General features: G+C 72.1%; 20 protein-coding genes. 15 read left to right on the top strand and 5 right to left on the bottom strand.

Going from position 1 to position 21,728, the window contains the following annotated elements; all coding sequences use genetic code 11:
* The first annotated feature begins 46 nt into the window (after positions 1 to 46).
* From OG446_RS11155 to OG446_RS11140, 4 genes are all read left to right on the top strand, one after another.
* The gene (locus OG446_RS11155) at positions 47 to 3,265 is read left to right on the top strand and encodes a S41 family peptidase (RefSeq protein WP_328893883.1); all 3,219 of its coding nucleotides are present in this window, start codon (positions 47 to 49) and stop codon (positions 3,263 to 3,265) included.
* Between the two features lie 489 nt (positions 3,266 to 3,754).
* Complete coding sequence (locus OG446_RS11150) at positions 3,755 to 4,114, top strand: histidine triad nucleotide-binding protein (protein ID WP_328893882.1); 360 nt, start codon at positions 3,755 to 3,757, stop codon at positions 4,112 to 4,114.
* 10 nt (positions 4,115 to 4,124) lie between these two features.
* The gene (locus OG446_RS11145) at positions 4,125 to 5,033 is read left to right on the top strand and encodes a ribonuclease Z (protein WP_328893881.1); all 909 of its coding nucleotides are present in this window, start codon (positions 4,125 to 4,127) and stop codon (positions 5,031 to 5,033) included.
* Between the two features lie 38 nt (positions 5,034 to 5,071).
* Positions 5,072 to 6,064: an adenosine deaminase gene (locus OG446_RS11140; RefSeq protein WP_328893880.1), complete on the top strand. Its 993-nt coding sequence runs from the start codon at positions 5,072 to 5,074 to the stop codon at positions 6,062 to 6,064.
* Here the strand turns inward: OG446_RS11140 and OG446_RS11135 are convergent.
* Positions 6,028 to 7,383, bottom strand: coding sequence for an MFS transporter (locus OG446_RS11135; protein WP_328893879.1), 1,356 nt, complete (start codon positions 7,381 to 7,383; stop codon positions 6,028 to 6,030). The genes OG446_RS11140 and OG446_RS11135 overlap by 37 nt on opposite strands.
* Positions 7,384 to 7,707: 324 nt before the next feature.
* On the opposite strand from OG446_RS11135, the gene OG446_RS11130 reads away from it, so the two are divergent.
* The 5 genes from OG446_RS11130 (at position 7,708) to OG446_RS11110 (ending at position 12,143) form a co-directional block, all read left to right on the top strand.
* Positions 7,708 to 8,817, top strand: coding sequence for a carbohydrate kinase family protein (locus tag OG446_RS11130; RefSeq protein ID WP_328893878.1), 1,110 nt, complete (start codon positions 7,708 to 7,710; stop codon positions 8,815 to 8,817).
* A gap of 130 nt (positions 8,818 to 8,947) precedes the next feature.
* Positions 8,948 to 9,997 (top strand): PhoH family protein, encoded by a 1,050-nt coding sequence (locus OG446_RS11125; RefSeq protein ID WP_328893877.1) that lies wholly within the window; start codon positions 8,948 to 8,950, stop codon positions 9,995 to 9,997.
* 9 nt (positions 9,998 to 10,006) lie between these two features.
* Entirely contained in the window at positions 10,007 to 10,504 is a 498-nt protein-coding gene (gene ybeY, locus OG446_RS11120) for an rRNA maturation RNase YbeY (RefSeq protein ID WP_148018624.1), read from the top strand.
* Positions 10,501 to 11,793, top strand: coding sequence for a hemolysin family protein (locus OG446_RS11115; protein ID WP_328893876.1), 1,293 nt, complete (start codon positions 10,501 to 10,503; stop codon positions 11,791 to 11,793). The genes ybeY and OG446_RS11115 overlap by 4 nt, the downstream gene beginning before the upstream one ends.
* Positions 11,790 to 12,143 (top strand): MmcQ/YjbR family DNA-binding protein, encoded by a 354-nt coding sequence (locus OG446_RS11110; RefSeq protein ID WP_328893875.1) that lies wholly within the window; start codon positions 11,790 to 11,792, stop codon positions 12,141 to 12,143. Before OG446_RS11115 ends, OG446_RS11110 begins: the two co-directional genes overlap by 4 nt.
* A gap of 1 nt (position 12,144) precedes the next feature.
* On the opposite strand, the gene OG446_RS11105 is transcribed toward OG446_RS11110, so the two are convergent.
* Complete coding sequence (locus tag OG446_RS11105; RefSeq protein ID WP_328893874.1) at positions 12,145 to 12,792, bottom strand: dihydrofolate reductase family protein; 648 nt, start codon at positions 12,790 to 12,792, stop codon at positions 12,145 to 12,147.
* Positions 12,793 to 12,849: 57 nt separating this feature from the next.
* Between OG446_RS11105 and OG446_RS11100 the strand changes: the two genes are divergently transcribed.
* Positions 12,850 to 13,383 carry a winged helix-turn-helix transcriptional regulator gene (locus OG446_RS11100; RefSeq protein WP_328893873.1) on the top strand — a complete coding sequence of 178 codons (534 nt, stop codon included), beginning with the start codon at positions 12,850 to 12,852 and terminating at the stop codon, positions 13,381 to 13,383.
* Between the two features lie 50 nt (positions 13,384 to 13,433).
* Here the strand turns inward: OG446_RS11100 and OG446_RS11095 are convergent, their stop codons facing one another.
* Positions 13,434 to 14,846, bottom strand: a complete 1,413-nt coding sequence (locus tag OG446_RS11095) for an MFS transporter (RefSeq protein ID WP_328893872.1) — start codon at positions 14,844 to 14,846, stop codon at positions 13,434 to 13,436.
* Between the two features lie 102 nt (positions 14,847 to 14,948).
* Between OG446_RS11095 and OG446_RS11090 the strand changes: the two genes are divergently transcribed.
* From OG446_RS11090 to era, 5 genes are all read left to right on the top strand, one after another.
* Entirely contained in the window at positions 14,949 to 15,842 is an 894-nt protein-coding gene (locus OG446_RS11090) for a helix-turn-helix transcriptional regulator (RefSeq protein WP_328893871.1), read from the top strand.
* Positions 15,843 to 15,896: 54 nt separating this feature from the next.
* Positions 15,897 to 16,250: a cytidine deaminase gene (locus OG446_RS11085; RefSeq protein WP_326662374.1), complete on the top strand. Its 354-nt coding sequence runs from the start codon at positions 15,897 to 15,899 to the stop codon at positions 16,248 to 16,250.
* A 215-nt stretch (positions 16,251 to 16,465) separates the two neighbouring features.
* On the top strand, positions 16,466 to 17,848 hold the full coding sequence (locus tag OG446_RS11080; protein ID WP_328893870.1) for a beta-xylosidase: 1,383 nt from the start codon (positions 16,466 to 16,468) through the stop codon (positions 17,846 to 17,848).
* An 83-nt stretch (positions 17,849 to 17,931) separates the two neighbouring features.
* A complete protein-coding gene (locus OG446_RS11075; RefSeq protein WP_328893869.1) occupies positions 17,932 to 18,885 on the top strand; it encodes a WxL protein peptidoglycan domain-containing protein in 954 nt (317 codons plus the stop codon).
* 62 nt (positions 18,886 to 18,947) lie between these two features.
* Entirely contained in the window at positions 18,948 to 19,922 is a 975-nt protein-coding gene (era, locus tag OG446_RS11070) for a GTPase Era (RefSeq protein ID WP_187285138.1), read from the top strand.
* Between the two features lie 266 nt (positions 19,923 to 20,188).
* Here the strand turns inward: era and OG446_RS11065 are convergent, their stop codons facing one another.
* Both OG446_RS11065 and OG446_RS11060 read right to left on the bottom strand, forming a co-directional pair.
* Positions 20,189 to 20,455, bottom strand: a complete 267-nt coding sequence (locus tag OG446_RS11065) for a protealysin inhibitor emfourin (protein WP_328893868.1) — start codon at positions 20,453 to 20,455, stop codon at positions 20,189 to 20,191.
* A 31-nt stretch (positions 20,456 to 20,486) separates the two neighbouring features.
* Positions 20,487 to 21,563 carry a M4 family metallopeptidase gene (locus OG446_RS11060; RefSeq protein ID WP_328893867.1) on the bottom strand — a complete coding sequence of 359 codons (1,077 nt, stop codon included), beginning with the start codon at positions 21,561 to 21,563 and terminating at the stop codon, positions 20,487 to 20,489.
* Positions 21,564 to 21,728: the final 165 nt, after the last annotated feature.

The raw sequence follows: 21,728 nt of genomic DNA, 5'->3' as shown, positions 1-21,728 counted from the left end.
GCCAACTTCGTTCCGCAGGCCACAGCCGCGGCCTAGGCTGATCGATGTGACACAGCCTTCCTACCTCCGGTACCCCCATGTCCAGGGCGACTCGATCGCCTTCACCGCCGAGGACGACGTCTGGCTCGCGCCGCTCGACGGCGGTCGAGCCTGGCGTGTCAGCGCCGACAACCGTCCCGTCACCCAGCCCCGGATATCTCCCGACGGCACCCTCGTCGCCTGGACGTCCACCCGGGACGGGGCACCCGAGGTGCATCTCGCCCCCGCCGACGGAGGCCCCTCCCGGCGGCTGACCCACTGGGGCGACGCGCGGACCGCCGTACGGGGCTGGACTCCCGACGGCGAGGTGCTGGTCACCAGCACCCAGGGCCAGGTCTCGCTCCGGCGCTCATGGGCCCGTGCCGTCCCGGTCGACGGCGGTCCCGCACGGACCCTGCCGTACGGACCGGTCGGCTCCCTCGCGTACGGTCCCGGCGGCCGGGTCCTGCTGCTCTCGGCCACCATGGGGCGCGAGGCCGCCACCTGGAAGCGCTACCGGGGCGGCACGGCCGGCAAGCTCTGGATCGCGGCCGAGGGCGACCCGGCGGAGTTCGTACGCGTCCACGAGGAGCTCGACGGGAACATCGAGTGCCCGATGTGGGTCGGTGACCGCATCGCCTTCCTCTCCGACCACGAAGGCGTCGGCGCGCTGTACTCCTCGCTCCCCGACGGCACCGAGCTGCGCCGGCACACCGGCGTCGAAGGCTTCTACGCCCGGCACGCCAGCACCGACGGCACCCGCGTCGCCTACGCGTCCGCCGGTGAACTGTTGCTCCTGGACAGCCTGGAGAGCGACGCACCCCGCCGCCTCGACATCCGGCTCGGCGGCCAGCGCGCCGACCTCCAGCCGCACCCCGTGCACGCCGGCAGCCACCTGCACACCGCGTCGCCCGACCGCACCGGCCGCGGCAGCGCCGTCGGGTCCCGGGGCGCCGTCCACTGGGTTACCCACCGCGAGGGCCCCGCCCGCGCGCTGGCCGTCGAACCCGGCGTACGGGCCAGGCTGCCGCACACCTTCCAGGCCGACGGCGAGCAGCACGTCGTCTGGGTCACCGACGCCGAGGGCGAGGACGCACTGGAGTGCGCACCCGCCACCGGGACCAGCCCCGGCGCCGTACCGCGCCGCCTCGCCGTGGGCCGCCTCGGCCGGGTCCTCGACCTGGTCCCCGCGCCCGACGGCAGCCGGTTCGCCGTCGCCGCGCACGACGGGCGCGTCCTGATCGTCGAGCGGGAGAGCGGCGAGATCCACGAGGTCGACCGCAGCGAGCACGGCGACGCCTCCGGCCTCGTCTTCTCGCCCGACTCCGCCTGGCTCGCCTGGTCGCACCCCGGCCCCGAACCGCTCAGCCAGCTCAAGCTCGCACACCTCGCCGACCTTTCGGTGTCCGAGGCCACCCCGCTGCGCTTCCGGGACTTCGCACCCGCCTTCACCACCGACGGAAAGCACCTGGCCTTCCTCTCCGAGCGGGCCTTCGACCCGATCTACGACACCCACGTCTTCGACATGGCGTTCATCGGCGCCTGCCGGCCGCACCTGCTGACGCTCGCCGCGACCACCCCCTCCCCGTTCGGACCGCAGCTCCACGGCCGCCCGACCGAGAAGGAGAAGGGCGGCGACGGCGAGGACAACCCCACGGCGCTCCCCGTCACCCGCATCGACCTGGACGGCCTCGCCGACCGGATCGTGCCGCTGCCCGTCGAGGCCGCCAGCTACTCCTCGCTGCGGGCCGCGAAGGACGGGCTGCTGTGGCTGCGCCACCCGGTGACCGGAGTGCTCGGCACGAGCGCCGCCACCCCCGACGCCCACGGCCCCGAGACCGCCCTGGAGCGGTACGACCTGGAAAAACTCCGCTGCGAGGAACTCGCCTCCGACGTCAGCCGGTTCGCGGTCAGCGGCGACGGCAAGCGCCTGGTCCTGCACAGCCACGGCAAACTGCGCGTCGTCCCGTCCGACAGCCGCGTGTCCGGCGGCGACGACGACAGCGACGACGGCAACGTCACCGTCGACCTCTCCCGCGTCCGCCGTACCCTCGACCCGGCCGCCGAATGGCGCCAGATGTACGACGAGGCCGGCCGCATCATGCGGGACAACTTCTGGCGGCCCGACATGGCCGGCATCGACTGGGACGGCGTCCTGGACCGCTACCGGCCCGTCCTGGAGCGCGTCGCCACCCACGACGACCTCATCGACCTCCTGTGGGAGGTCCAGGGCGAACTGGGCACCTCGCACGCCTACGTGACCCCCGCCGGCGGCTGGCGCGACGACTCCGCCCGGCAGGGCCTGCTCGGCGCCGACCTCTCCCGCGCGGACGACGGGAGGTGGCGCATCGACCGCATCCTGCCGTCCGAGACCTCCGACCCCGCCGCCCGGGCGCCGCTCGCCGCGCCCGGTGTCGCCGTCCGGCCGGGTGACGCGATCGTGGCCGTCGACGGACACCCCGTCGACCCGCTCACCGGCCCCGCGCCGCTGCTCACCGGCTCGGCCGGCAAACCCGTCGAGCTGACCGTCTCGCCGGTCGACGGCGGTGACCCGCGCCACGTCGTCGTCGTGCCGATCGCCGACGAGGAGGCGCTGCGCTACCACGCGTGGGTCGCCGGCCGGCGCGCCCATGTGCACGAGCAGTCCGGCGGCCGCCTCGGCTATCTCCATGTGCCCGACATGGTCGGCTCCGGCTGGGCGCAGATCCACCGCGACCTGCGTACCGAGGTCGCCCGCGAGGGCCTGGTCGTGGACGTACGGGAGAACCGCGGCGGCCACACCTCGCAGCTGGTGGTGGAGAAACTGGCCCGCCGCATCGTCGGCTGGGACCAGCCCCGCGGCATGCGGCCCTCCAGCTACCCGGGCGACGCCCCGCGCGGCCCGGTCGTGGCCGTCGCGAACGAGTTCTCCGGCTCGGACGGCGACATCGTGAGCGCGGCGATCAAGGCGCTGAACATCGGCCCCGTGGTCGGCGTACGCACCTGGGGCGGCGTGGTGGGCATCGACAGCCGGTACCGGCTCGTCGACGGCACGCTGGTCACCCAGCCCAAGTACGCCTTCTGGCTGGAGGGGTACGGGTGGGGCGTCGAGAACCACGGCGTCGACCCCGACGTCGAGGTCGTCATGGCGCCGCAGGATCATGCGGCGGGCCGGGACCCGCAGTTGGACGAGGCGATCCGGATCGCGCTGGAGTCGCTGACGCGGACACCGGCGAAGACGGCGCCGGAGCTGCCCGGGACGGAGTGAGGCCGGGGGGTGGGGTCGGTGCGGGTGCGGGTGCCGGTGCCGGTGCGGGTGCTGCGGTGGCGCCTGCGGCGGGCCTGTTCCCCTACCCGCCCCTTCCCGCAACCGGGGCTCCGCCCCGGGCCCTGCGCCTCAAGCGCCGGCGGGGCTGGGAGTGGGGCTCCGCCCCGGACCCCGCGCCTCAAGCGCCGGCGGGGCTGGAAGTGGGGCTCCGCCCCGGGCCCTGCGCTTCAAGCGTCGGCGGGGCTGGGGTGGGGCTCCGCCCCGGACCCCGCGCCTCAAGCGTCGCGGGGCTGGGAGTGGGGCTCCGCCCCGGGCCCTGCGCCTCAAGCGCCGGCGGGGCTGGGAGTGGGGTTCCGTTCCGGACCCCGCGCCTCAAGCGTCGGCGGGGCTGGAAGTGGGGCTCCGCCCCCGAATGCGCCCCGCACCGGCGGCCCGGCCCGCCCGCTAGGCTGCCCCGTAACGGATCACCGAGACAGAGGAGCGCACCCCATGGCAGGAGAACCGCAGCCCGACTGCCTGTTCTGCAAGATCGTCTCGGGTGAGATCCCGGCCACCATCGTCCGGGAGACCGACACCACCGTCGCCTTCCGCGACATCAACCCCCAGGCCCCCACCCACGTCCTGGTCATCCCCCGCGTCCACCACCCCGACGCCGCGTCCCTCGCCACCGCCGAGCCGCAGATCCTCGCCGACGTGCTGCGGGAGGCCGGACAGGTCGCCGCCGACGAGAAGGTGGACGGGACCGGGTACCGGGTCGTGTTCAACACCGGCGCCGGAGCCGGGCAGACGGTCTTCCACGCCCACGCCCACGTCCTGGCCGGCCGCGGCCTCCAGTGGCCCCCCGGCTAGGGGCCCGGTCGTGTCCGTACGCGAACTCGTCGTCCTCGGAACCGCCAGCCAGGTCCCGACCCGGCACCGCAACCACAACGGCTACCTGCTTCGCTGGGACGGCGAGGGCATCCTCTTCGACCCCGGTGAGGGCACCCAGCGCCAGATGTTGCGGGCCGGCGTGGCCGCGCACGACATCGACCGGATCTGCGTCACGCACTTCCACGGCGACCACTCGCTCGGCCTGGCCGGGGTGATCCAGCGGATCAACCTCGACCAGGTCCCGCACCCCGTCACCGCCCACTACCCGGCGAGCGGACAGCACTTCTTCGAACGGCTCCGGTACGCCACCGCCTACCGCGAGTCCGTCGAGCTGACCGAGGCCCCGGTCGCCGCCGACGGGCCGCTGGCCACCACGGACACGTACACCCTCAGCAGCCACAAGCTCTCGCACCCCGTCGAGTCGTACGGCTACCGGCTGGTCGAGCCCGACGGGCGGCGCATGCTGCCCGCGAGGCTCGCCGAGCACGGCATCGCCGGACCGGACGTCGGCCGGCTCCAGCGCGAGGGCACCCTCGGCGGCGTCACCCTCGACGACGTCTCCGAGCGCAGGCGCGGACAGCGGTTCGCGTTCATCATGGACACCAGGCTGTGCGACGGCGTGTACGCACTCGCCGAGGGGTGCGACATGCTGGTCATCGAGTCGACCTTCCTCGACGAGGACGAGAAACTGGCCACCGACCACGGCCACCTGACCGCCGGCCAGGCGGCCCGGGCCGCGCGGGAGGCAGGCGTACGGCACCTCGTGCTCACGCACTTCTCCCAGCGCTACCCGGACCCGGAGGCCTTCGGGGCCCAGGCCCGGGCGGCCGGATTCGACGGCGAACTGACCGTCGCCCAGGACCTGATGAGGGTCCCGGTACCGAGCCGTCACCCGTAACACCCGACAACAGCACCACCTGCGTAAGTGAGAAACCCGTGCACCTCCCCAAGGCCGAACTCCACCTCCACATCGAAGGAACCCTCGAACCCGAGCTGGCCTTCGCACTCGCCGCGCGCAACGGCGTGCGACTGCCCTACGCGGACACCGAGGAACTGCGCACCGCCTACCTCTTCGACGATCTGCAGAGCTTCCTGAACCTGTACTACGCGCTGATGGCGGTGCTGCGGACCGAGGACGACTTCACCGACCTCGCCGACGCCTACCTCGCGCGCGCCGCCGCCCAGGGCGTGCGCCACGCGGAGATCTTCTTCGACCCGCAGGCGCACACGGCCCGGGGCGTTGCCATCGGCACCGTCGTCGAGGGACTCGGCCGGGCGCTGGAACGCAGCGAGGAGAAGCACGGCATCTCCACCCAGCTGATCATGTGCTTCCTGCGCGACCAGTCCGCCGAATCGGCGCTGGAGACCCTGGAGGCAGCCAAGCCGCACCTGCACCGGATCAGCGCCGTCGGCCTGGACTCCGCCGAGGTCGGCCACCCGCCCGCCAAGTTCCGCGAGGTGTACGCGGCCGCAGAGGCGCTCGGACTGCGCAAGGTCGCCCACGCCGGCGAGGAGGGCCCGCCCGCGTACATCACCGAGGCGCTCGACGTGCTCGGCGTGGAGCGCATCGACCACGGGCTGCGCTGCATGGAGGACCCGGAGCTGGTGAAGCGGCTGGTCGCCGACCGGGTGCCGCTCACCCTCTGCCCGCTGTCCAACGTACGGCTGCGCGCCATCGACACCCTGGAGGAGCACCCGCTGCGGGCCATGATGGACGCCGGGCTGCTCTGCACGGTGAACTCCGACGACCCCGCCTACTTCGGCGGGTACGTCGGGGACACCTTCCACGCCGTCCACGAGGCGCTCGGCCTGGAGCGCGAGCAGCTGCGCACCCTGGCGCGCAACTCCTTCGAGGCGGCCTTCCTCGACCACGACGAGGAGCGCAGGGCGCGCTACCTGTCGGAGGTCGAGGCGTACGCGTTCGACTGACCGCCGCCCGACGGGCCGGCCGTCCGGAAGGCGCTCCTGACCAGGCGCCTGCGGCGCAGCGCGGGCAGGCTGATCTCCGTGACGGCCTGCTCGGGCGCGCCCAGCTTCGGCACCGCCCCGGGCACCGCACCGGTGGTGACCGCGAGCAGGGCCGCCGGAGCGCCGCCCCTGCGGCGCACCGAGCCCGGCACCAGCGGACGGCCACCGGTGTGTAGGGCCACCGCCGTCACCGGAACCGCGACGAGCAGGGTCACGGCGCCCAGGATCATCCCCATGACCGGGAAGCCGGCCCCCTCGGACAGCACACTGCCGAGCACCGGACCGCAGGCCACGCCGACCGACGAGGCCGAGCCCGCCAGGACCGCCCAGCGGCCGCGCACGTCCAGGGACGCGGCCAGGCCGATCAGATACGACAGGACCACCGGATACACGGTGTTCCACAGGATCTCGCCGGTCGCGAACGAACCGAGGTCCCCGGCCGACGAACTGAGCACGATGCTCGCCGCGATGATCACGGTGCCCAGGCCGATCGGCACCGCCCGCCCGAGCCGGGCCCCCAGCACCCCGGCGCCCATGACGCCGAGCAGCCCGGCGCCCAGCGCGGCGGCGAACACCGCCCCGATGGTGACCTCGGAGAGGCCGACCTGGTCCACGCCGATGCGGCTGCTGACGCCCCACAGCGCGTTCTGCGCCATCGACCAGACGAGCATGCCGCCCGCCAGCACCAGGCCCGAACGGCGGTGCGGCAGCCGCCCCGACGCGGGGACGGCCGGACCGGCCGGGACGGGGTTGCCGAGCCGGGAGGTGGCCGGCCAGACGAGCAGCGCGACCAGGGCGATCGACGCGAACGGCAGCCGGTGGCCGCCGCCCAGGTGCGGGATCGTCAGATACAGGGCGCCCGCGGTCGCCGAGACGCTCAGCAGCCCCAGGGACGACGTCCGGTGCGGATCGCGCTGGGCGGCGATGCCCGCCGCGGCCACCGCGGTCGCCGTACCGGAACCGAAGCCGCCGACCACGGCACCCAGGACCACCAGCGGCACGGAACCCGCCAGCGCGGCGCAGCCGTACCCCAGCACGGCCAGCACCAGCCCGATCCGTGCCGGTCTGCGCGGCCCGTACGTCTCCACGCGGCCCGCCAGGCAGAAGCCGGCCGAGGCCGAACTCAGCAGCAGGGCGCTGCCGACCAGACCGGCCTCGGCCGTGCTGAGACCCAGATAGACGGAGAGCCGTCCCACGATGGTGGGGAGCAGATAGGCGGCGAGGTAACCGGCGGTGAACACGGCAACCAGAGGCCACGCGGCGCGAGGGCGCGAGGACATGGGCGTTCCTGAAGACATGCCAGAGGAGGCGGAGAGAAAGGCAGAGGGGGCAATGCGGGAATGCGAGAAATGCGGGGAATCGGCACACTCGTCGGTCATGTCGCCAACGGTGGTCGCGGGCCAATTTGTATCAAGTGCTCCGGGCCGACGGAAAGTCGCCCCGCTGTGATCTGAGTCACTTATGCGTTTGCCGTGTTTCTATGCGGGTAACAGCGCATGTTTATGCAGGTCAGCGTCCGTCTACGCAGGCTTCGGCGCGGGCCCCGCACCCACGGGCGGGAATCGGGCACACTGGCCGCAACCGCCACGACCGGGGAGTGCAAGGTGAGCGCTGACATGCCGGACATCGACCCGCTGGACGGGCTGCGCGCCCCGCAGGACCCCGACTGCGACGTCTTCCTCACCGGCACGGTCTTCCTCGACATCATCTTCACCGGCCTGGACAGCGCCCCGGTGCGCGGCACCGAGTCCTGGGCCCGCGGCATGGGATCCAGCCCCGGCGGGGTCGCCAACATGGCCACCGCGCTCGCCCGCCTCGGCCTCCACACCTCACTCGCCGCGGCGTTCGGCGACGACCACTACGGCGAGTACTGCTGGGACGCCCTCGAACAGGGCGAGGGCATCGACCTGTCCCTCTCGCACACCGTGCGCGGCTGGCACTCCCCGGTGACCGTCTCGATGGCGTACGAAGGCGAGCGGACGATGGTCTCGCACGGCCACGAGGCCCCGCCCCCGCCCGCGTTCGCACCCCCCGGGGCCCCCGCCGCCTCACCCAGGTGCCCGCCCCGGTCCCGCGCCGCCATCGCCTCGCTCGCGCCCGGCCGCAGCGAACCCTGGGTCGCCACGGCGGCCCACCGGGGCGCCCTGGTCTTCGCCGATGTCGGCTGGGACGAGACCGGCCGCTGGGACCTCGACGGCCTGACCGACCTGGAGCACTGCCAGGCCTTCCTCCCCAACGCCGAGGAGGCCATGCGCTACACCCGCACGGACTGCCCCCGCGCCGCCGCACACGCGCTCGCCGAACGGGTCCCGCTCGCCGTCGTCACCCTCGGCGCCGAGGGTGCGTACGCGGTCGACGCGGCCACCGGGACCACCGCCGAGGTCCCCGCGATCGCCGTCGAGGCGCTGGACCCGACCGGTGCGGGCGACGTCTTCGTCGCCGGCTTCGTCACCGGAACCCTCGCCAACTGGCCCCTCGCCGACCGCCTCGCCTTCGCCGGCCTCACCGCCGCCCTCTCCGTCCAGGAGTTCGGCGGCTCGCTCTCGGCCCCCGGCTGGGCGGAGATCGCCGCCTGGTGGCAGCGGATCCGCACCCTCAGCGGTCAGGACCCGGCCGCACTCCAGCGGTACGCCTTCCTCCAGGACCTGCTCCCCGCCTCCGCCCGCCCCTGGCCGCTGCGCCGGGCCGTCCCGACGATCGGTTTCCGTCCGTAGCCGGGCGGCTGCTCCCGGCAGGTAAAACCCCTGGTGTTGTCAGTACGGAGTCGTAGGCTGGGTACACCTGAGGTTTTCGAGCAGCGAGAACCCTGCAACGGGAGGTATGTGCAGGCCCGAGGGCCGGCCCATGACTCAGACACCCACACAGCCGCAGGCGCGAGCCCACATCAGCATTCCGGCCGCTCACCCGATGGTGATGCTGCTGGGAGCGGGCGACTCGCTGCTGCGCGTGATCGAAGCGGCGTTCCCGGCGGCCGATATCCACGTCCGGGGCAATGACATAAACGCGACGGGCGACACGGCGGACATCGCCCTGATCCAGCGCCTGTTCGACGAGATGGTGCTGGTGCTCCGCACCGGTCAGCCGATGACGGAGGACGCCGTGGAACGGTCGATCGCGATGCTCAAGGCCACCGAGAACGGCAAGGCGGACGGCACCGAGACGCCGGCCGAGGTGCTCACGCAGAACATCCTCTCCAGCCGCGGCCGCACGATCCGCCCCAAGACGCTCAACCAGAAGCGGTACGTCGACGCGATCGACAAGCACACGATCGTCTTCGGCATCGGCCCCGCCGGTACCGGCAAGACGTACCTCGCCATGGCCAAGGCGGTCCAGGCCCTGCAGTCCAAGCAGGTCAGCCGGATCATCCTGACCCGCCCCGCGGTCGAGGCCGGTGAGCGGCTCGGCTTCCTGCCCGGCACGCTCTTCGACAAGATCGACCCGTATCTGCGCCCGCTCTACGACGCCCTGCACGACATGCTCGACCCGGACTCGATCCCGCGGCTGATGGCGGCGGGCACGATCGAGGTGGCGCCGCTGGCGTACATGCGTGGACGGACGCTGAACGACGCGTTCATCATCCTGGACGAGGCGCAGAACACCAGCGCCGAGCAGATGAAGATGTTCCTGACCCGGCTCGGCTTCGACTCGAAGATCGTCGTGACCGGTGACGTCACCCAGGTCGACCTCCCGAACGGCACCAAGAGCGGTCTGCGTCAGGTGCAGGACATCCTCGACGGCATCGACGACGTGCACTTCTCCCGGCTCACGTCCCAGGATGTCGTCCGGCACAAGCTGGTCGGCCGTATCGTCGACGCGTACGAGAAGTACGACAGCCAGGGCGACCAGGACGGCCAGGCCGGCAAGGGTCATGGCCGACGCAACGGGAAGCAGTAGCAGCGCACCATGTCGATCGACGTCAACAACGAGTCCGGAACCGAGGTCGACGAGCAGGCGATCCTCGATATCGCCCGCTACGCACTCGCGCGGATGAGGATCCACCCGCTCTCCGAACTCTCGGTGATCGTGGTGGACACCGCCGCCATGGAACAGCTCCACATCCAGTGGATGGACCTGCCGGGCCCGACGGACGTCATGTCCTTCCCGATGGACGAACTGCGTCCGCCGGCCAAGGACGACGAGGAGCCCCCGCAGGGGCTCCTCGGTGACATCGTGCTCTGCCCCGAGGTCGCCAAGAAGCAGGGCGAGGACGCCGAGACGCAGCACTCCATGGACGAGGAGCTCCAGCTCCTCACCGTCCACGGGGTGCTGCACCTGCTCGGTTACGACCACGAGGAGCCCGACGAGAAGGCCGAGATGTTCGGTCTCCAGGCGGCGATCGTGGACGGCTGGCGCGGCGAGCACGGGCTCACCGGTCCGTCCCCCGCACCCACCGTCTCGTGAGCCTGCCTCTCGTCTTCGGGGTCGTCCTGCTGGTCGTCGTCGGCTGGCTGGCGGCCTGCGCCGAGGCCGGGATCGCGCGTACGTCGAGCTTCCGGGCGGCCGAGGCGGTCCGCTCGGGGCGGCGCGGCAGCGACAAGCTGGAACAGGTCGCGGCCGATCCGACGCGCTATCTCAACGTCGCCCTGCTGGTGCGGGTCGCCTGCGAGATGGCGGCCGGGGTGCTCGTCACGTACGCCTGCCTCAAGGAGTTCCCCGAGACCTGGGAGGCACTGGCCGTCGCCATGGGTGTGATGGTCCTCGTCTCCTACGTCGCCATCGGTGTCTCGCCCCGCACCATCGGCCGCCAGCACCCGCTGAACACGGCCACGGCGGCGGCGTACGTGCTGCTGCCGCTGGCCAGGATCATGGGGCCGATCCCGCAGCTGCTGATCCTCATCGGCAACGCGCTGACACCCGGCAAGGGGTTCCGCAAGGGACCGTTCGCCAGCGAGGCCGAACTGCGGGCGATGGTCGACCTCGCCGAACAGGAGTCGTTGATCGAGGACGAGGAGCGCCGCATGGTGCACTCCGTCTTCGAGCTCGGCGACACGCTCGTGCGCGAGGTGATGGTGCCGCGGACCGACCTGGTCTGCATCGAGCGCTACAAGACGATCCGGCAGGCGCTGACCCTGGCGCTGCGTTCCGGTTTCTCGCGGATCCCCGTCACCGGGGAGAACGAGGACGACATCGTCGGGATCGTCTACCTCAAGGACCTGGTCCGCAAGACGCACATCAACCGGGACTCGGAGGCCGATCTGGTCTCCACGGCGATGCGCCCGGCGGCGTTCGTGCCCGACACGAAGAACGCCGGTGACCTGCTGAGGGAGATGCAGCAGGACCGCAGCCACGTCGCCGTCGTCATCGACGAGTACGGCGGCACGGCGGGCATCGTCACCATCGAGGACATCCTGGAGGAGATCGTCGGCGAGATCACCGACGAGTACGACCGGGAGCTCCCGCCGGTCGAGCCACTGGTCGACGGCTGCTTCCGGGTGACCGCCCGGCTGGACATCGGCGACCTCGGCGAGCTGTTCGGCCTCGACGAGTTCGACGACGAGGACGTGGAGACCGTCGGCGGGCTGCTCGCGAAGGCCCTGGGGCGGGTACCGATCGCGGGCGCCTCGTCCGAGGTCGAGCTCCCGGACGGGCGCCGGCTGCGGCTGACCGCGGAGTCCCCCGCGGGCCGGCGGAACAAGATCGTCACGGTGCTGGTGGAGCCGGTGGCTCCCGAGGAGGAGGCGACGGTATGACACCGGAGCGGCTCAGGGCGTTCTGTCTGGGGTTCAACGCGAGCGTGGAGGAGTTCCCGTTCGGGCCGGAGACGTCCGTCTTCAAGGTGCTCGGCAAGATGTTCGCGCTGACCGCGCTGGACGGGCAGCCGCTGACGGTGAACCTCAAGTGCGACCCCGACGACGCGGTGCGGCTCCGGGAGGAGTACGAGGCCGTGGCGCCGGGGTGGCACATGAACAAGCGGCACTGGAACACCGTGACGGTCGCCGGTCTGCCGGACGCGAAGCTGCGTGAGCTGATCGAGGACAGCTACGACCTCGTGGTGGCGAAGCTGCCGCGGGCGGAGCGGCTGCGGCTCGACCGGGCGTAGGTCACTTCCGCCAGAACAGGTGGTGCACCACGTCGCTGCTCGGGCTCGGGACCTTCTCCAGGTGGAAGCGGTCGGTCAGCTCCTCGGGGCTCTCCCACAGCCGTTCGCCGGCGCCGATGTCGAGCGGTGCGACGGCGACGTGCAGCGAGTCGATGAGGTCGGCGGCGAGGAACTCCCGGACCGTGGCGACACCGCCGCCGATGCGTACGTCCTTGCCCTCGGCGGCCTCGAAGGCGCGGTCGAGTGCCTCCTTCGGGGAGGCGTCGAGGAAGTGGAACGTGGTCTCGCCCTTGGTGAGCGAGGGCCGTTCGTGGTGGGTGAGGACGAACACCGGGGTGTGGAAGGGGGGCTCCTCGCCCCACCAGCCCTCCCAGTCGAGGTTCTCCCACGGGCCGCGCTGCGGGCCGAACTTGTTGCGGCCCATGATCTCGGCGCCGATGTTGTTGGAGAAGTCGCGGGTGAAGTAGTCGTCCAGGCCGAGGCTGCCCCCGGGGTCGGTCCGGTTGGGCCAGTGGGCGGTGGCGCCGGCCCAGGAGATGAGCGCGCCGGGATCGGCGCTGCCGAACGGGCGGTCGAGGGTCTGGCCCTCCCCGGCGCCGTAGCCGTCGCGGGAGACACAGAAGTTCTGGACGCGGACCAGCTGTTTCATCGGAGCCCCTTCCGGTTGCGATCTGCAACCGGTCGTCAAGCTATCTAGACTGCTCCCATGTTGCAACCAGTTCCCGTCGAGAAGCTGCCCGTGTCGCGGGGCCGGTCCGGCTGCCCGATCAACATGACGGTCGAGCTCCTCGGGGACCGCTGGAGCCTCATCGTGCTCCGCGACATCATGTTCGGCGGCCTCACCCACTTCCGGGAGCTGCTCAACGCCTCCATGGAAGGCATCGCGTCGAACATCCTGGCCAACCGGCTGGCGAAACTCGTCGAGGCGGGGCTGCTCACCCGTGACGACGACCCGAGCCACCGCCAGAAGGTCGCGTACCACCTCACCGAGGCGGCCGTGCAGCTCGTCCCGGTGATGGCCCAGCTCGGCGCCTGGGGTGCCCGCTGGCTGGACACGGCGCCGGAGCTCACGGTGCGGGCCGAACTGCTGGCCGCCGGAGGCCCTCCGATGTGGGAGCGGTTCATGGCCGAGCTCCGGGCGACCCACCTGACCGGGGCGCCTGCCCGCACGGACGGCGTACTGGCGGAACTGACGGCCGCCTACGAGGCAGCGGCCGCCCGGGAGACCCGTACCCCGTAGGCCCGCGGCGGCCCCGTACCTCGTAGGCCCGCGGCGGCCCCGCGTGTCCTTCAGGCCCGCCGCAGCCCCGCGCCCACCATGCCGGCGGCGACGACCAGCAGCCCCGCGGCCACCGCGACCACGGTCCGCACGCCGTCGAACAGGGAGTCCTGGGTCGTCGCCAGCACGCCCAGCAGCGGGATCCCGATCGTGAGCCCGACCTGCTGGGTCGTGGTGACCAGACCCGTCGCCAGCCCCTGCTCCGCGTTCGGCACCCCCGACGTGACGGTCAGGCCGTACGCGATGATCGCGCCGAGGTGGCACATGCTGGCGAGCGAGACCGCGACCGTGGCCAACCAGACGCCCGAACCCGTACCGAGTCCCAGCAGGGCCGCGATGAACAGCCCCTGGCCCAGCAGGGAGACGGCCAGGGTGCGCCGGGCACCGAACCGGCCGATGACCTTCGGCGCGTACACACCCGCCACCACCGAGGCGACACCCTGTACGCCGAAGACCAGCCCGGTCCCGAAGGCCGACAGGTCCAGGACTTCCTGCAGGTACAGGGTCAGGACGAAGACGATGGTGCTCATCATCGAGAAGGTGAGCAGGCCGCCCAGATTGCCGAAGGCGACCGTGCGCCGGCGGAGCATCGGCAGCGAGACCAGCGGGGCGGACGCACGCGACTCGACGACCACGAAGGCGGCGAGCAGGACGGCCCCGGTGGCCAGCGAGGCCTGTACGTCCACCCGGCGGAAGCCGTGTTCGGCGGCGGTGGACAGGGCGTAGATCAGAGCCAGCAGCCCACCGGTGACGGTCACGGCGCCGGGCACGTCCAGTCGTGGCCGGTCGGGCGTACGGGACTCGGTGAGCAGCGCGGGCGCCGCCGCGAGGACGGCCACCGCGGCCAGGGTCAGCAGCCCCATCGTGGAGCGCCAGCCGAGGGTGTCGGTAAGGGTGCCGCCGGCCACCATGCCGACGGTGAAGCCGAGGGAGAGCAGGGTGCCGCTGATGCCCAGTGCCCGGTCCCGAAGCGGCCCTTCCGGGAACGTGGTGGTGAGCAGGGACATCCCGGTCGGCACGATGGCCGCGGCGCCGAGCCCCTGGAGCGCCCGCCCGGTGAGGAAGACGGCGGGGTTCCAGGCGAGCGTGGCGAGCAGCGAGGCCGCGCCGAAGACCACGAGTCCGGTGAGGAACAGCCGGCGGCGGCCGTAGAGGTCCGCGATCCGGCCGAAGAGCAGCAGGAAGCCGCCGGACGGCAGGGCGAACGCGGTGATCGCCCACTGGAGGCCTGACCGGCTCAGGCCGAGGTCGTCGCCGAGGACGGGCAGCGCCACGTTCAGTACGGAGAAGTCGAGCGACACCATGAACTGCGCGGCGCACAGGACGAGGAGCACCAGCCGGGCCCGGCCGGAGAGCCGGTCCGGGGCGGGAGGTGCGGGGACGGGAGCGGTGACAGCCGCGGGGGAGGGGGATTCGATCGCCATGGGCCCGAGCCTGCGGCCGCCGGAATATCCGTGGGGAGACGGAACTTATCCTGTTGGCCGCACCACCAGGCAGGCGCGGGCCCGGACACCAGGGGGAGTTACGTGGGCACACCGGCCCGGACCGCGGCGGACGCCGGCAAGACGCACCGCCTCGGCGAGCTGCGGGAGTTCCTGATGAGCAGGCGGGCGAGGGTCAGCCCGGCCGAGGCGGGGCTCCCGGACGGCGGGGCCCGGCGGCGCACCCCGGGGCTGCGGCGCGAGGAGGTCGCCGTCCTCGCGGGAGTGGGCGTCTCCTGGTACCAGTGGCTGGAGCAGGGCCGCGACATCACCGTGTCGCCCCAGGTGCTGGACTCCGTGGCCCGGGTCCTGCGGCTCAGCAGCGCCGAACGCCGGCACCTCTACGTACTGGCGGGGCTCAACCCGCCCGCACCCGAGGTCGATCCGGCCCATACGGACATGTGCGCGGGGCTGCAGCGGCTGCTCGACGGCTGGATGCCGTTCCCGGCGTACATCATGGACGCGTACTGGAACGTCATCGTCTACAACGACGCGGCCTCGATGGTGATGGGGCTGCGGCCGGGCCGGCCGCAGAACTGTGTGATCGCCTTCTTCACCGACCCCGTCCACCGGGGCGGGGACAAGGAGTGGTGGGAGACCGCCGCCCGGGTCGTCGCCCAGTTCCGGGCCGCGTGCGCCGAGTGCCCCGACGACGAGGGCTTCCGGGCGATTGTGGCCGAAGCGGCCGAGCGCAGCCCCGAGTTCGCCGAGCTGTGGGCGCGGCGGGACGTCGCGCCGGGCGGGCAGATGCGCAAGGAGCTGTCGCACCCCGCGGTGGGCACGCTGGTCATGGAGGCGACCCAGTTGCGCATTCCGGCCCGCCCGGATCTGGTGGTCGTGATGCACAACCCGTGGCCGGACACCGGCACGGAGGAGAAGCTGCGGTGGCTGGCCTCGCCGGAGGGCCGGCGTGGCTCGATGCACCAGGTACGGGCGTGAGCGGTCCGGGCGCCCGCGTGCCGCTCCCGTCGCCGCACTTCGTATGCTCGGCACATGACCGATAGCACCGACCTCGGCGCCGAGGACCGCAAGATCGTCACGCTGGCGCGCAGCGCCCGCGCCCGCAACGGTGTGCCGGAGGGCGCGGCCGTGCGGGACGAGACCGGACGTACGTATGTGGCGGGCACGGTGGAGCTGGAGTCGCTGCGCCTCAGCGCGCTCCGGACGGCCGTCGCGATGGCCGTGGCCAGCGGGGCCACGTCCCTGGAGGCGGCCGCGGTCGTCTCCGAGTCGCAGACCCCGTCCGACGAGGACCGGGCCGCGGTACGGGACCTGGGCGGGGCCGACACGCCCGTGCTGCTCGCCGGGCCCGACGGGGTGCTGCGGCTCACCGTGACGGCGGGCTGAACCTCCGCCGGACCACCCTCGTGTGTACGAACGCCCCGCGCCCACCGGCGCGGGGCGTTCGTACAGGATGTGCGGGAACCATGGATCTTGACACCATCTGATGGCCCATCAGTCAGCGCGTTTCGATCCCATTGACTTCTTCTCGACCGACGTCATCAATGGCTCCCTGCCGACGCGGAAGAGCCGCCGCGCCGGATCCCGCAGGAGGGGGCTCCATGCGCCAAGCCATTCGAAGATCCGACAGCCGAAGATCCCGCCGCCCGGGCCGACCGGACCGCGGCCGCCGCTGGGCCGCCGCGCTCGGTGTCGGCGCGCTCGTCGTCACCGGGGGAGGGCTGCTCGCCGGACCCGCACAGGCCAGTGCGACGGCATCGGTCGCGGTGGACTTCCCGACCCACTGCATCCCGCCCGCCATCGCCGGCATCCCGCCGATCGACGGAACGACGTCGGCCGAGATCACCGTCGACAACGCCGCGCCGAAGGTCGGCGACACGGTCACGGTGACCTACACCGTCATCAAACCGGCCGCGAGCAACCCGGTCGACCTGGCGCTGCCCGCCGACATCATGACGCCGACCGGCAAGGTCACCGTCGGCGGAGCGCAGTCCGCCGACGTCACGGTGGCGGGCCCGAAGAAGAACGAACCGGTGCCCGGCAAGGGCGACTTCCCGTCGTTCTCCATGACCGGCACCTTCACCGTCACCGCGCCCGGTGAGATCACCCTCTCGCCCGGCGACTACAACATCCACACCAGCTACATCATGGAGCTGGACACGCCCTGCACGGTCACCGATCCGCCCGCCCCCGTCTCCCAGACGATCATCGCCACGGACGGCGGCGGCCAGGTCAACGAACGGGCCATCCAGCTCGGAACGGCCTCCGGCGCGGCGGGCGACCAGGTCACCGTGACCGGGTCGAAGTTCACCGCGGGCGCGTCCGTCACGCTCGCCGGCCGGGCCGGGGACGCCCAGACCGGTGACACCGCGACGGCCACGGCGGACGGCTCGGGCGGCTTCACCGGGCAGCTCACCGTCACGGATCCGGCCACCACCGGCATCGTCGCGTTCGAAGGAGCGAGCTGGGATCCGGCCAAGGGTGCGGGCCCCCAGGCCTACACCGTCACCACAGGCGGCGGCGAGATCCCGGACGGCAGCCAGAAGCTGACGTCCACCGTCAAGCCGGGAACGCTCACCATGACCCAGGCCGGGGACTCCGTCGCCCTGTCGGCGGTCGAGTTCGGGCAGGGCGGCGCCTCCACCGGCGCCCTGCAGACCGTGACGGTCCAGGACTTCCGCGGCGGACCCGCGGGCTGGTCCCTGACCGGCAAGGTCACCGACTTCACGGGTCCGGGAGGGGCGACGATCGGCGCCTCCGCGCTCGGCTGGAGCCCGGCCTGTGCGACGAAGTCCGGCAGCCCGAGCACCTGCGCGGCCGGGTCCGAGGGAACCGTCGGCAGCGCGGGGGCCACCCTGGCGTCCACGCCGGACGGCGCGTTCACCGGAGGCGAGTTCACCGTCGACGCCCAGCTGTCGCTGGACGTACCGGCGTTCACCGCCGCCGGCGCGTACACCGGGGTCCTCACGCTCACCCTCACGTGAGCGGCAGTAACTGATCAACCGTTGGACCGGGCGCGCACCCGCCCGGCCCACCCCGCCCGAGCGTGCACCTGGGAGCCCGCACCGTGCGCAAACTCTCCGTACTCCTGTCGACCCTGCTGGCCGGAGTCCTCCTCCCGCTCGGCGCGCCCACGGCCGGCGCCGCCGACAACGGCAGCTGGTCGGTCTTCCCCGCCACCGCCGACGCGGGCACGCGGCCGTACTTCTACCTCTCCGCCGACCCCGGCGCCACCCTGAAGGACAGGGTCACCGTCACCAACAAGACCGGTGAACCGCTGACCTTCCGGCTGTACGCCGCCGACGCGTACAACACCGCACGCGACGGCGGATTCGCTGTCCGGGCACAGAACGAGAAGCAGCGCTCCGTCGGGGCCTGGGCGAAGGCCGACCGCGACCGGGTCACCGTGAAACCGCACGGTTCGGTCACCGTGCCCGTCACCATCAAGGTGCCCGAGGGCGCCGAACCGGGCGACCACCCCGGCGCGCTCGTCGCCCTCGACGAGCGCATCGACCCCGCCGACGAGGGCGCCGTCGCCGTAGGCATCCAGAAGGCCGTCGGCGCCCGGATCTACCTCCGGGTCAACGGCCCGACGATGCCCGCGCTCTCCGTCGAGGACGTCGAGGTCGAGCACACGGCGCCTCTGGTCCCGGGCACGGGCAAGTCCCGGGCCGTCATCTCGTACACGCTCCACAACCGGGGCAACGTCACCCTCAGCCCCAAGGTCGCCCTCAAGGCCGAGGGTCTCTTCGGCCGCACCCTGCTGGCCCGCGACCTCAAGCGCATCCCCTCCGAGCTGCTGCCCCGCCAGGAGGTCCGGCTCACCGAGGAATGGGCGGGCGCGCCGCAGGTGGAGTGGGGCGAGATCAAGCTGACGGCGAGCGCCCGCGACACGCGTGAGTCCGCGTCCGTGTCGTACTTCGCCCTGCCCTGGCTGGTCGCCGGAGTGCTGCTGACGGCGCTCGCCGGGGGTGCGGCGCTGTGGATCCGGTCACGCCGGAACCGCCGCCGCCCGGCCTGAGAAGCGGGTCCGGCGGCCGCGGCGGGCGACTTGGTGCCCCGCGGCCGCCGGGATCGGGGACAATGGGCGCCATGAGCGCTCGACCTAACCCAGAAGCTGCTGCGCAGCAGGCTGAGAACACCGCCCCCCACCGGGCCGGTTTCGCCTGCTTCGTGGGCCGTCCCAACGCGGGCAAGTCCACCCTTACGAACGCTCTGGTCGGCCAGAAGGTGGCGATCACGTCCAACCGGCCCCAGACGACCCGGCACACCGTGCGCGGCATCGTGCACCGGCCGGACGCACAGCTGATCCTGGTCGACACCCCCGGCCTCCACAAGCCGCGCACCCTGCTGGGCGAGCGTCTCAACGACGTCGTACGCACCACCTGGGCCGAGGTCGACGTCATCGGCTTCTGCCTGCCCGCCGACCAGAAGCTCGGCCCCGGCGACAAGTACATCGTCAAGGAACTCGCGGGCATCAAGAAGACGCCCAAGATCGCGATCATCACCAAGTCCGACCTGGTCGAGTCCAAGCAGCTCGCCGAACAGCTGCTGGCCGTCTCCCGCCTCGGCGAGGAGCTCGGTTTCGAGTGGGCGGAGATCATCCCGGTCTCGGCGGTCAAGGACGACCAGGTCGGCCTGCTGGCCGACCTGATCGCCCCGCTGCTCCCGGAGAGCCCGCCGCTCTACCCGGAGGGCGACCTCACCGACGAGCCCGAGATGGTCATGGTCGCGGAGCTGATCCGGGAGGCCGCGCTCGAAGGCGTACGGGACGAGCTGCCGCACTCCATCGCGGTCGTCGTCGAGGAGATGCTGCCGCGCGAGGACCGTCCGGCGGACAAGCCGCTGCTCGACATCCACGCCAACGTCTACATCGAACGGCCCAGCCAGAAGGGCATCATCATCGGCCCGAAGGGCAAGCGGCTGAAGGAAGTCGGCACGAAATCGCGCAAGCACATCGAGGCCCTGCTGGGCACCCCGGTCTTCCTCGACCTGCATGTGAAGGTTGCCAAGGACTGGCAGCGCGACCCGAAGCAGCTGCGCAAGCTGGGGTTCTGAGCGGGACCGTGTCCCGGCGGCCGGAGGCCGGCGCAGCCGTGCGAAGCCGCTGAGGCCCCCTGGGGCCGAGGGGTGTGAGTGGGGCGTGGGGGTGGTGCCCGAAGCAGCTGCGCAAGCTGGGGTTCTGAGCGGGACCGCGTCCCGGCGGCCGGAGGCCGGCGCAGCTGTGCGAAGCCGCTGAGGCCCGTTCTGGCCGGGCCACGTCCCGGGGCCCGGTCCGAGGACCGGGGTCACCCTCCGGGCCCGTCAGACGTACGCCACCGGCCTCACGCGCCCTCCTTCAGGACGCGTGAGACCAGGGCGCGCTGGGCGTCGGTCAGCCGCGGGTCCGCGCAGTGCACCGTGTGGCCGTCGACCGTGATCCGGTAGCTGAAGCCGTCCGGGACGCCCGTCGCAGGGTCCTCCCGGCCGCCGGTGAGCGCCGATGCGGCCAGGGCCTCCCACTCGTGGGCGTCGGCCCGTCCCGAGGTGTCGATCTCGCGACGGCGCGCGATCCCGGCGAAGCCGCCGGTCCTGCTCACCTGGATCCGCATGCGGTGTCCCCTCCTCGACGGGCCCGGTCGGCTACGCGGTCGGCACACCCACTTCCGACCAGGCCTTGAGGACCGCCTCGACCTCGTCGCCCTCGCCGAAGCGGCTGCGGGCCGCTGCCACGGTGAGCCGGGCGAAGGACGCGAAGTCCGCGTCCACCGCCAGTTCACCACCGGTGAGCACATCGAACCAGAGCTGGCCCGCCCGCTCCCAGGAACTGCCGCCGAGCGCGGTGGCCAGCAGGTAGAACGCGCGGTTCGGGATGCCGGAGTTGAGGTGCACCCCGCCGTTGTCCTCGCCCGTGTGGATGTAGTCGTCCATCGAGGCGGGCTGCGGGTCCTTGCCGAGCACGTCGTCGTCGTACGCCGTACCGGGCGCCTTCATCGAGCGCAGCGCCACGCCCTGGACGCGGGGTGCCAGCAGCCCCGCGCCGATCAGCCAGTCGGCCTGCCCGGCGGTCTGGCCGAGCGAGTACTGCTTGACCAGGGAGCCGAACACGTCGGACACGGACTCGTTGAGCGCGCCGGACTGGCCGTAGTAGTTCAGGTTGGCCGTGTACTGGGTCAGCCCGTGCGCCAGCTCGTGCGCGATGACGTCGATGGCGACGGTGAAGTCGAGGAAGATCTCGCCGTCCCCGTCGCCGAAGACCATCTGCTCGCCGTCGAAGAAGGCGTTGTTGTACTTCTCGTCGTAGTGCACGGAGCCGATGAGCGGCAGCCCGTTGCCGTCGATCGAACGGCGTCCGTAGGCGCTGAGCAGCAGTTCGAAGGTGGCGCCGAGGCCCGCGTAGGCGCGGTTGACGCTGGCGTCGGACGTGGGGTCCTCGCCCTCGGCGCGGACCTTCGTACCGGGCAGATCCGTGCCGTGACGGCAGTCGTAGAGCGTGCGGTCGGGTTTGCCGGAGCGGTCGTCATCCGGCGCCGGATCGATGGTGGGCCGGACGACGGTGGTGACCTGGCGCCGGGTGCGCCGGGCGGCGTCGGCCTCCAGGGTGCGGCGGGCGGGACCCGCGAGGACGGGGTCGTCGGACTGCGACAGCTTGTCGAGGACGTGGGGCGGCACGATGGTGCAGAAGACAGGACGGAGTTCGTGCTGAGATCGAGGCTGCATACACACGACTGTGGCAGCGCGTGATCGTCATGTCACTGGTTGCCACCAGGATTGACGAAATAGAGTGATCCCTCACTGTTCACCCGTTACCGGTGCCCGGTCCCGCATACTGATACGGCACGGACGTCTCGGGCGCCCCTCGGTTAGTCTCTCCGCATCATGCGT

The sequence above is a fragment of the Streptomyces sp. NBC_00236 genome (genome assembly GCF_036195045.1).
Classification (GTDB): Bacteria; Actinomycetota; Actinomycetes; order Streptomycetales; family Streptomycetaceae; genus Streptomyces.
Note: the sequence above shows the minus strand (reverse complement) of the source record. Positions and strands in the feature narration are given on the sequence as shown.

Coding starts and splice junctions, on each gene's coding strand:
- OG446_RS11150 (WP_328893882.1), top strand. CDS start 3,755: ATGGCAGGAGAACCGCAGCCCGACTGCCTGTTCTGCAAGATCGTCTCG.
- OG446_RS11105 (WP_328893874.1), bottom strand. CDS start 12,792: ATGAAACAGCTGGTCCGCGTCCAGAACTTCTGTGTCTCCCGCGACGGC.
- OG446_RS11095 (WP_328893872.1), bottom strand. CDS start 14,846: ATGGCGATCGAATCCCCCTCCCCCGCGGCTGTCACCGCTCCCGTCCCC.
- OG446_RS11085 (WP_326662374.1), top strand. CDS start 15,897: ATGACCGATAGCACCGACCTCGGCGCCGAGGACCGCAAGATCGTCACG.
- OG446_RS11135 (WP_328893879.1), bottom strand. CDS start 7,383: ATGTCCTCGCGCCCTCGCGCCGCGTGGCCTCTGGTTGCCGTGTTCACC.
- OG446_RS11100 (WP_328893873.1), top strand. CDS start 12,850: ATGTTGCAACCAGTTCCCGTCGAGAAGCTGCCCGTGTCGCGGGGCCGG.
- era (WP_187285138.1), top strand. CDS start 18,948: ATGGGCGCCATGAGCGCTCGACCTAACCCAGAAGCTGCTGCGCAGCAG.
- OG446_RS11060 (WP_328893867.1), bottom strand. CDS start 21,563: ATGCAGCCTCGATCTCAGCACGAACTCCGTCCTGTCTTCTGCACCATC.
- OG446_RS11065 (WP_328893868.1), bottom strand. CDS start 20,455: ATGCGGATCCAGGTGAGCAGGACCGGCGGCTTCGCCGGGATCGCGCGC.
- ybeY (WP_148018624.1), top strand. CDS start 10,007: ATGTCGATCGACGTCAACAACGAGTCCGGAACCGAGGTCGACGAGCAG.
- OG446_RS11125 (WP_328893877.1), top strand. CDS start 8,948: ATGACTCAGACACCCACACAGCCGCAGGCGCGAGCCCACATCAGCATT.
- OG446_RS11110 (WP_328893875.1), top strand. CDS start 11,790: ATGACACCGGAGCGGCTCAGGGCGTTCTGTCTGGGGTTCAACGCGAGC.
- OG446_RS11080 (WP_328893870.1), top strand. CDS start 16,466: ATGCGCCAAGCCATTCGAAGATCCGACAGCCGAAGATCCCGCCGCCCG.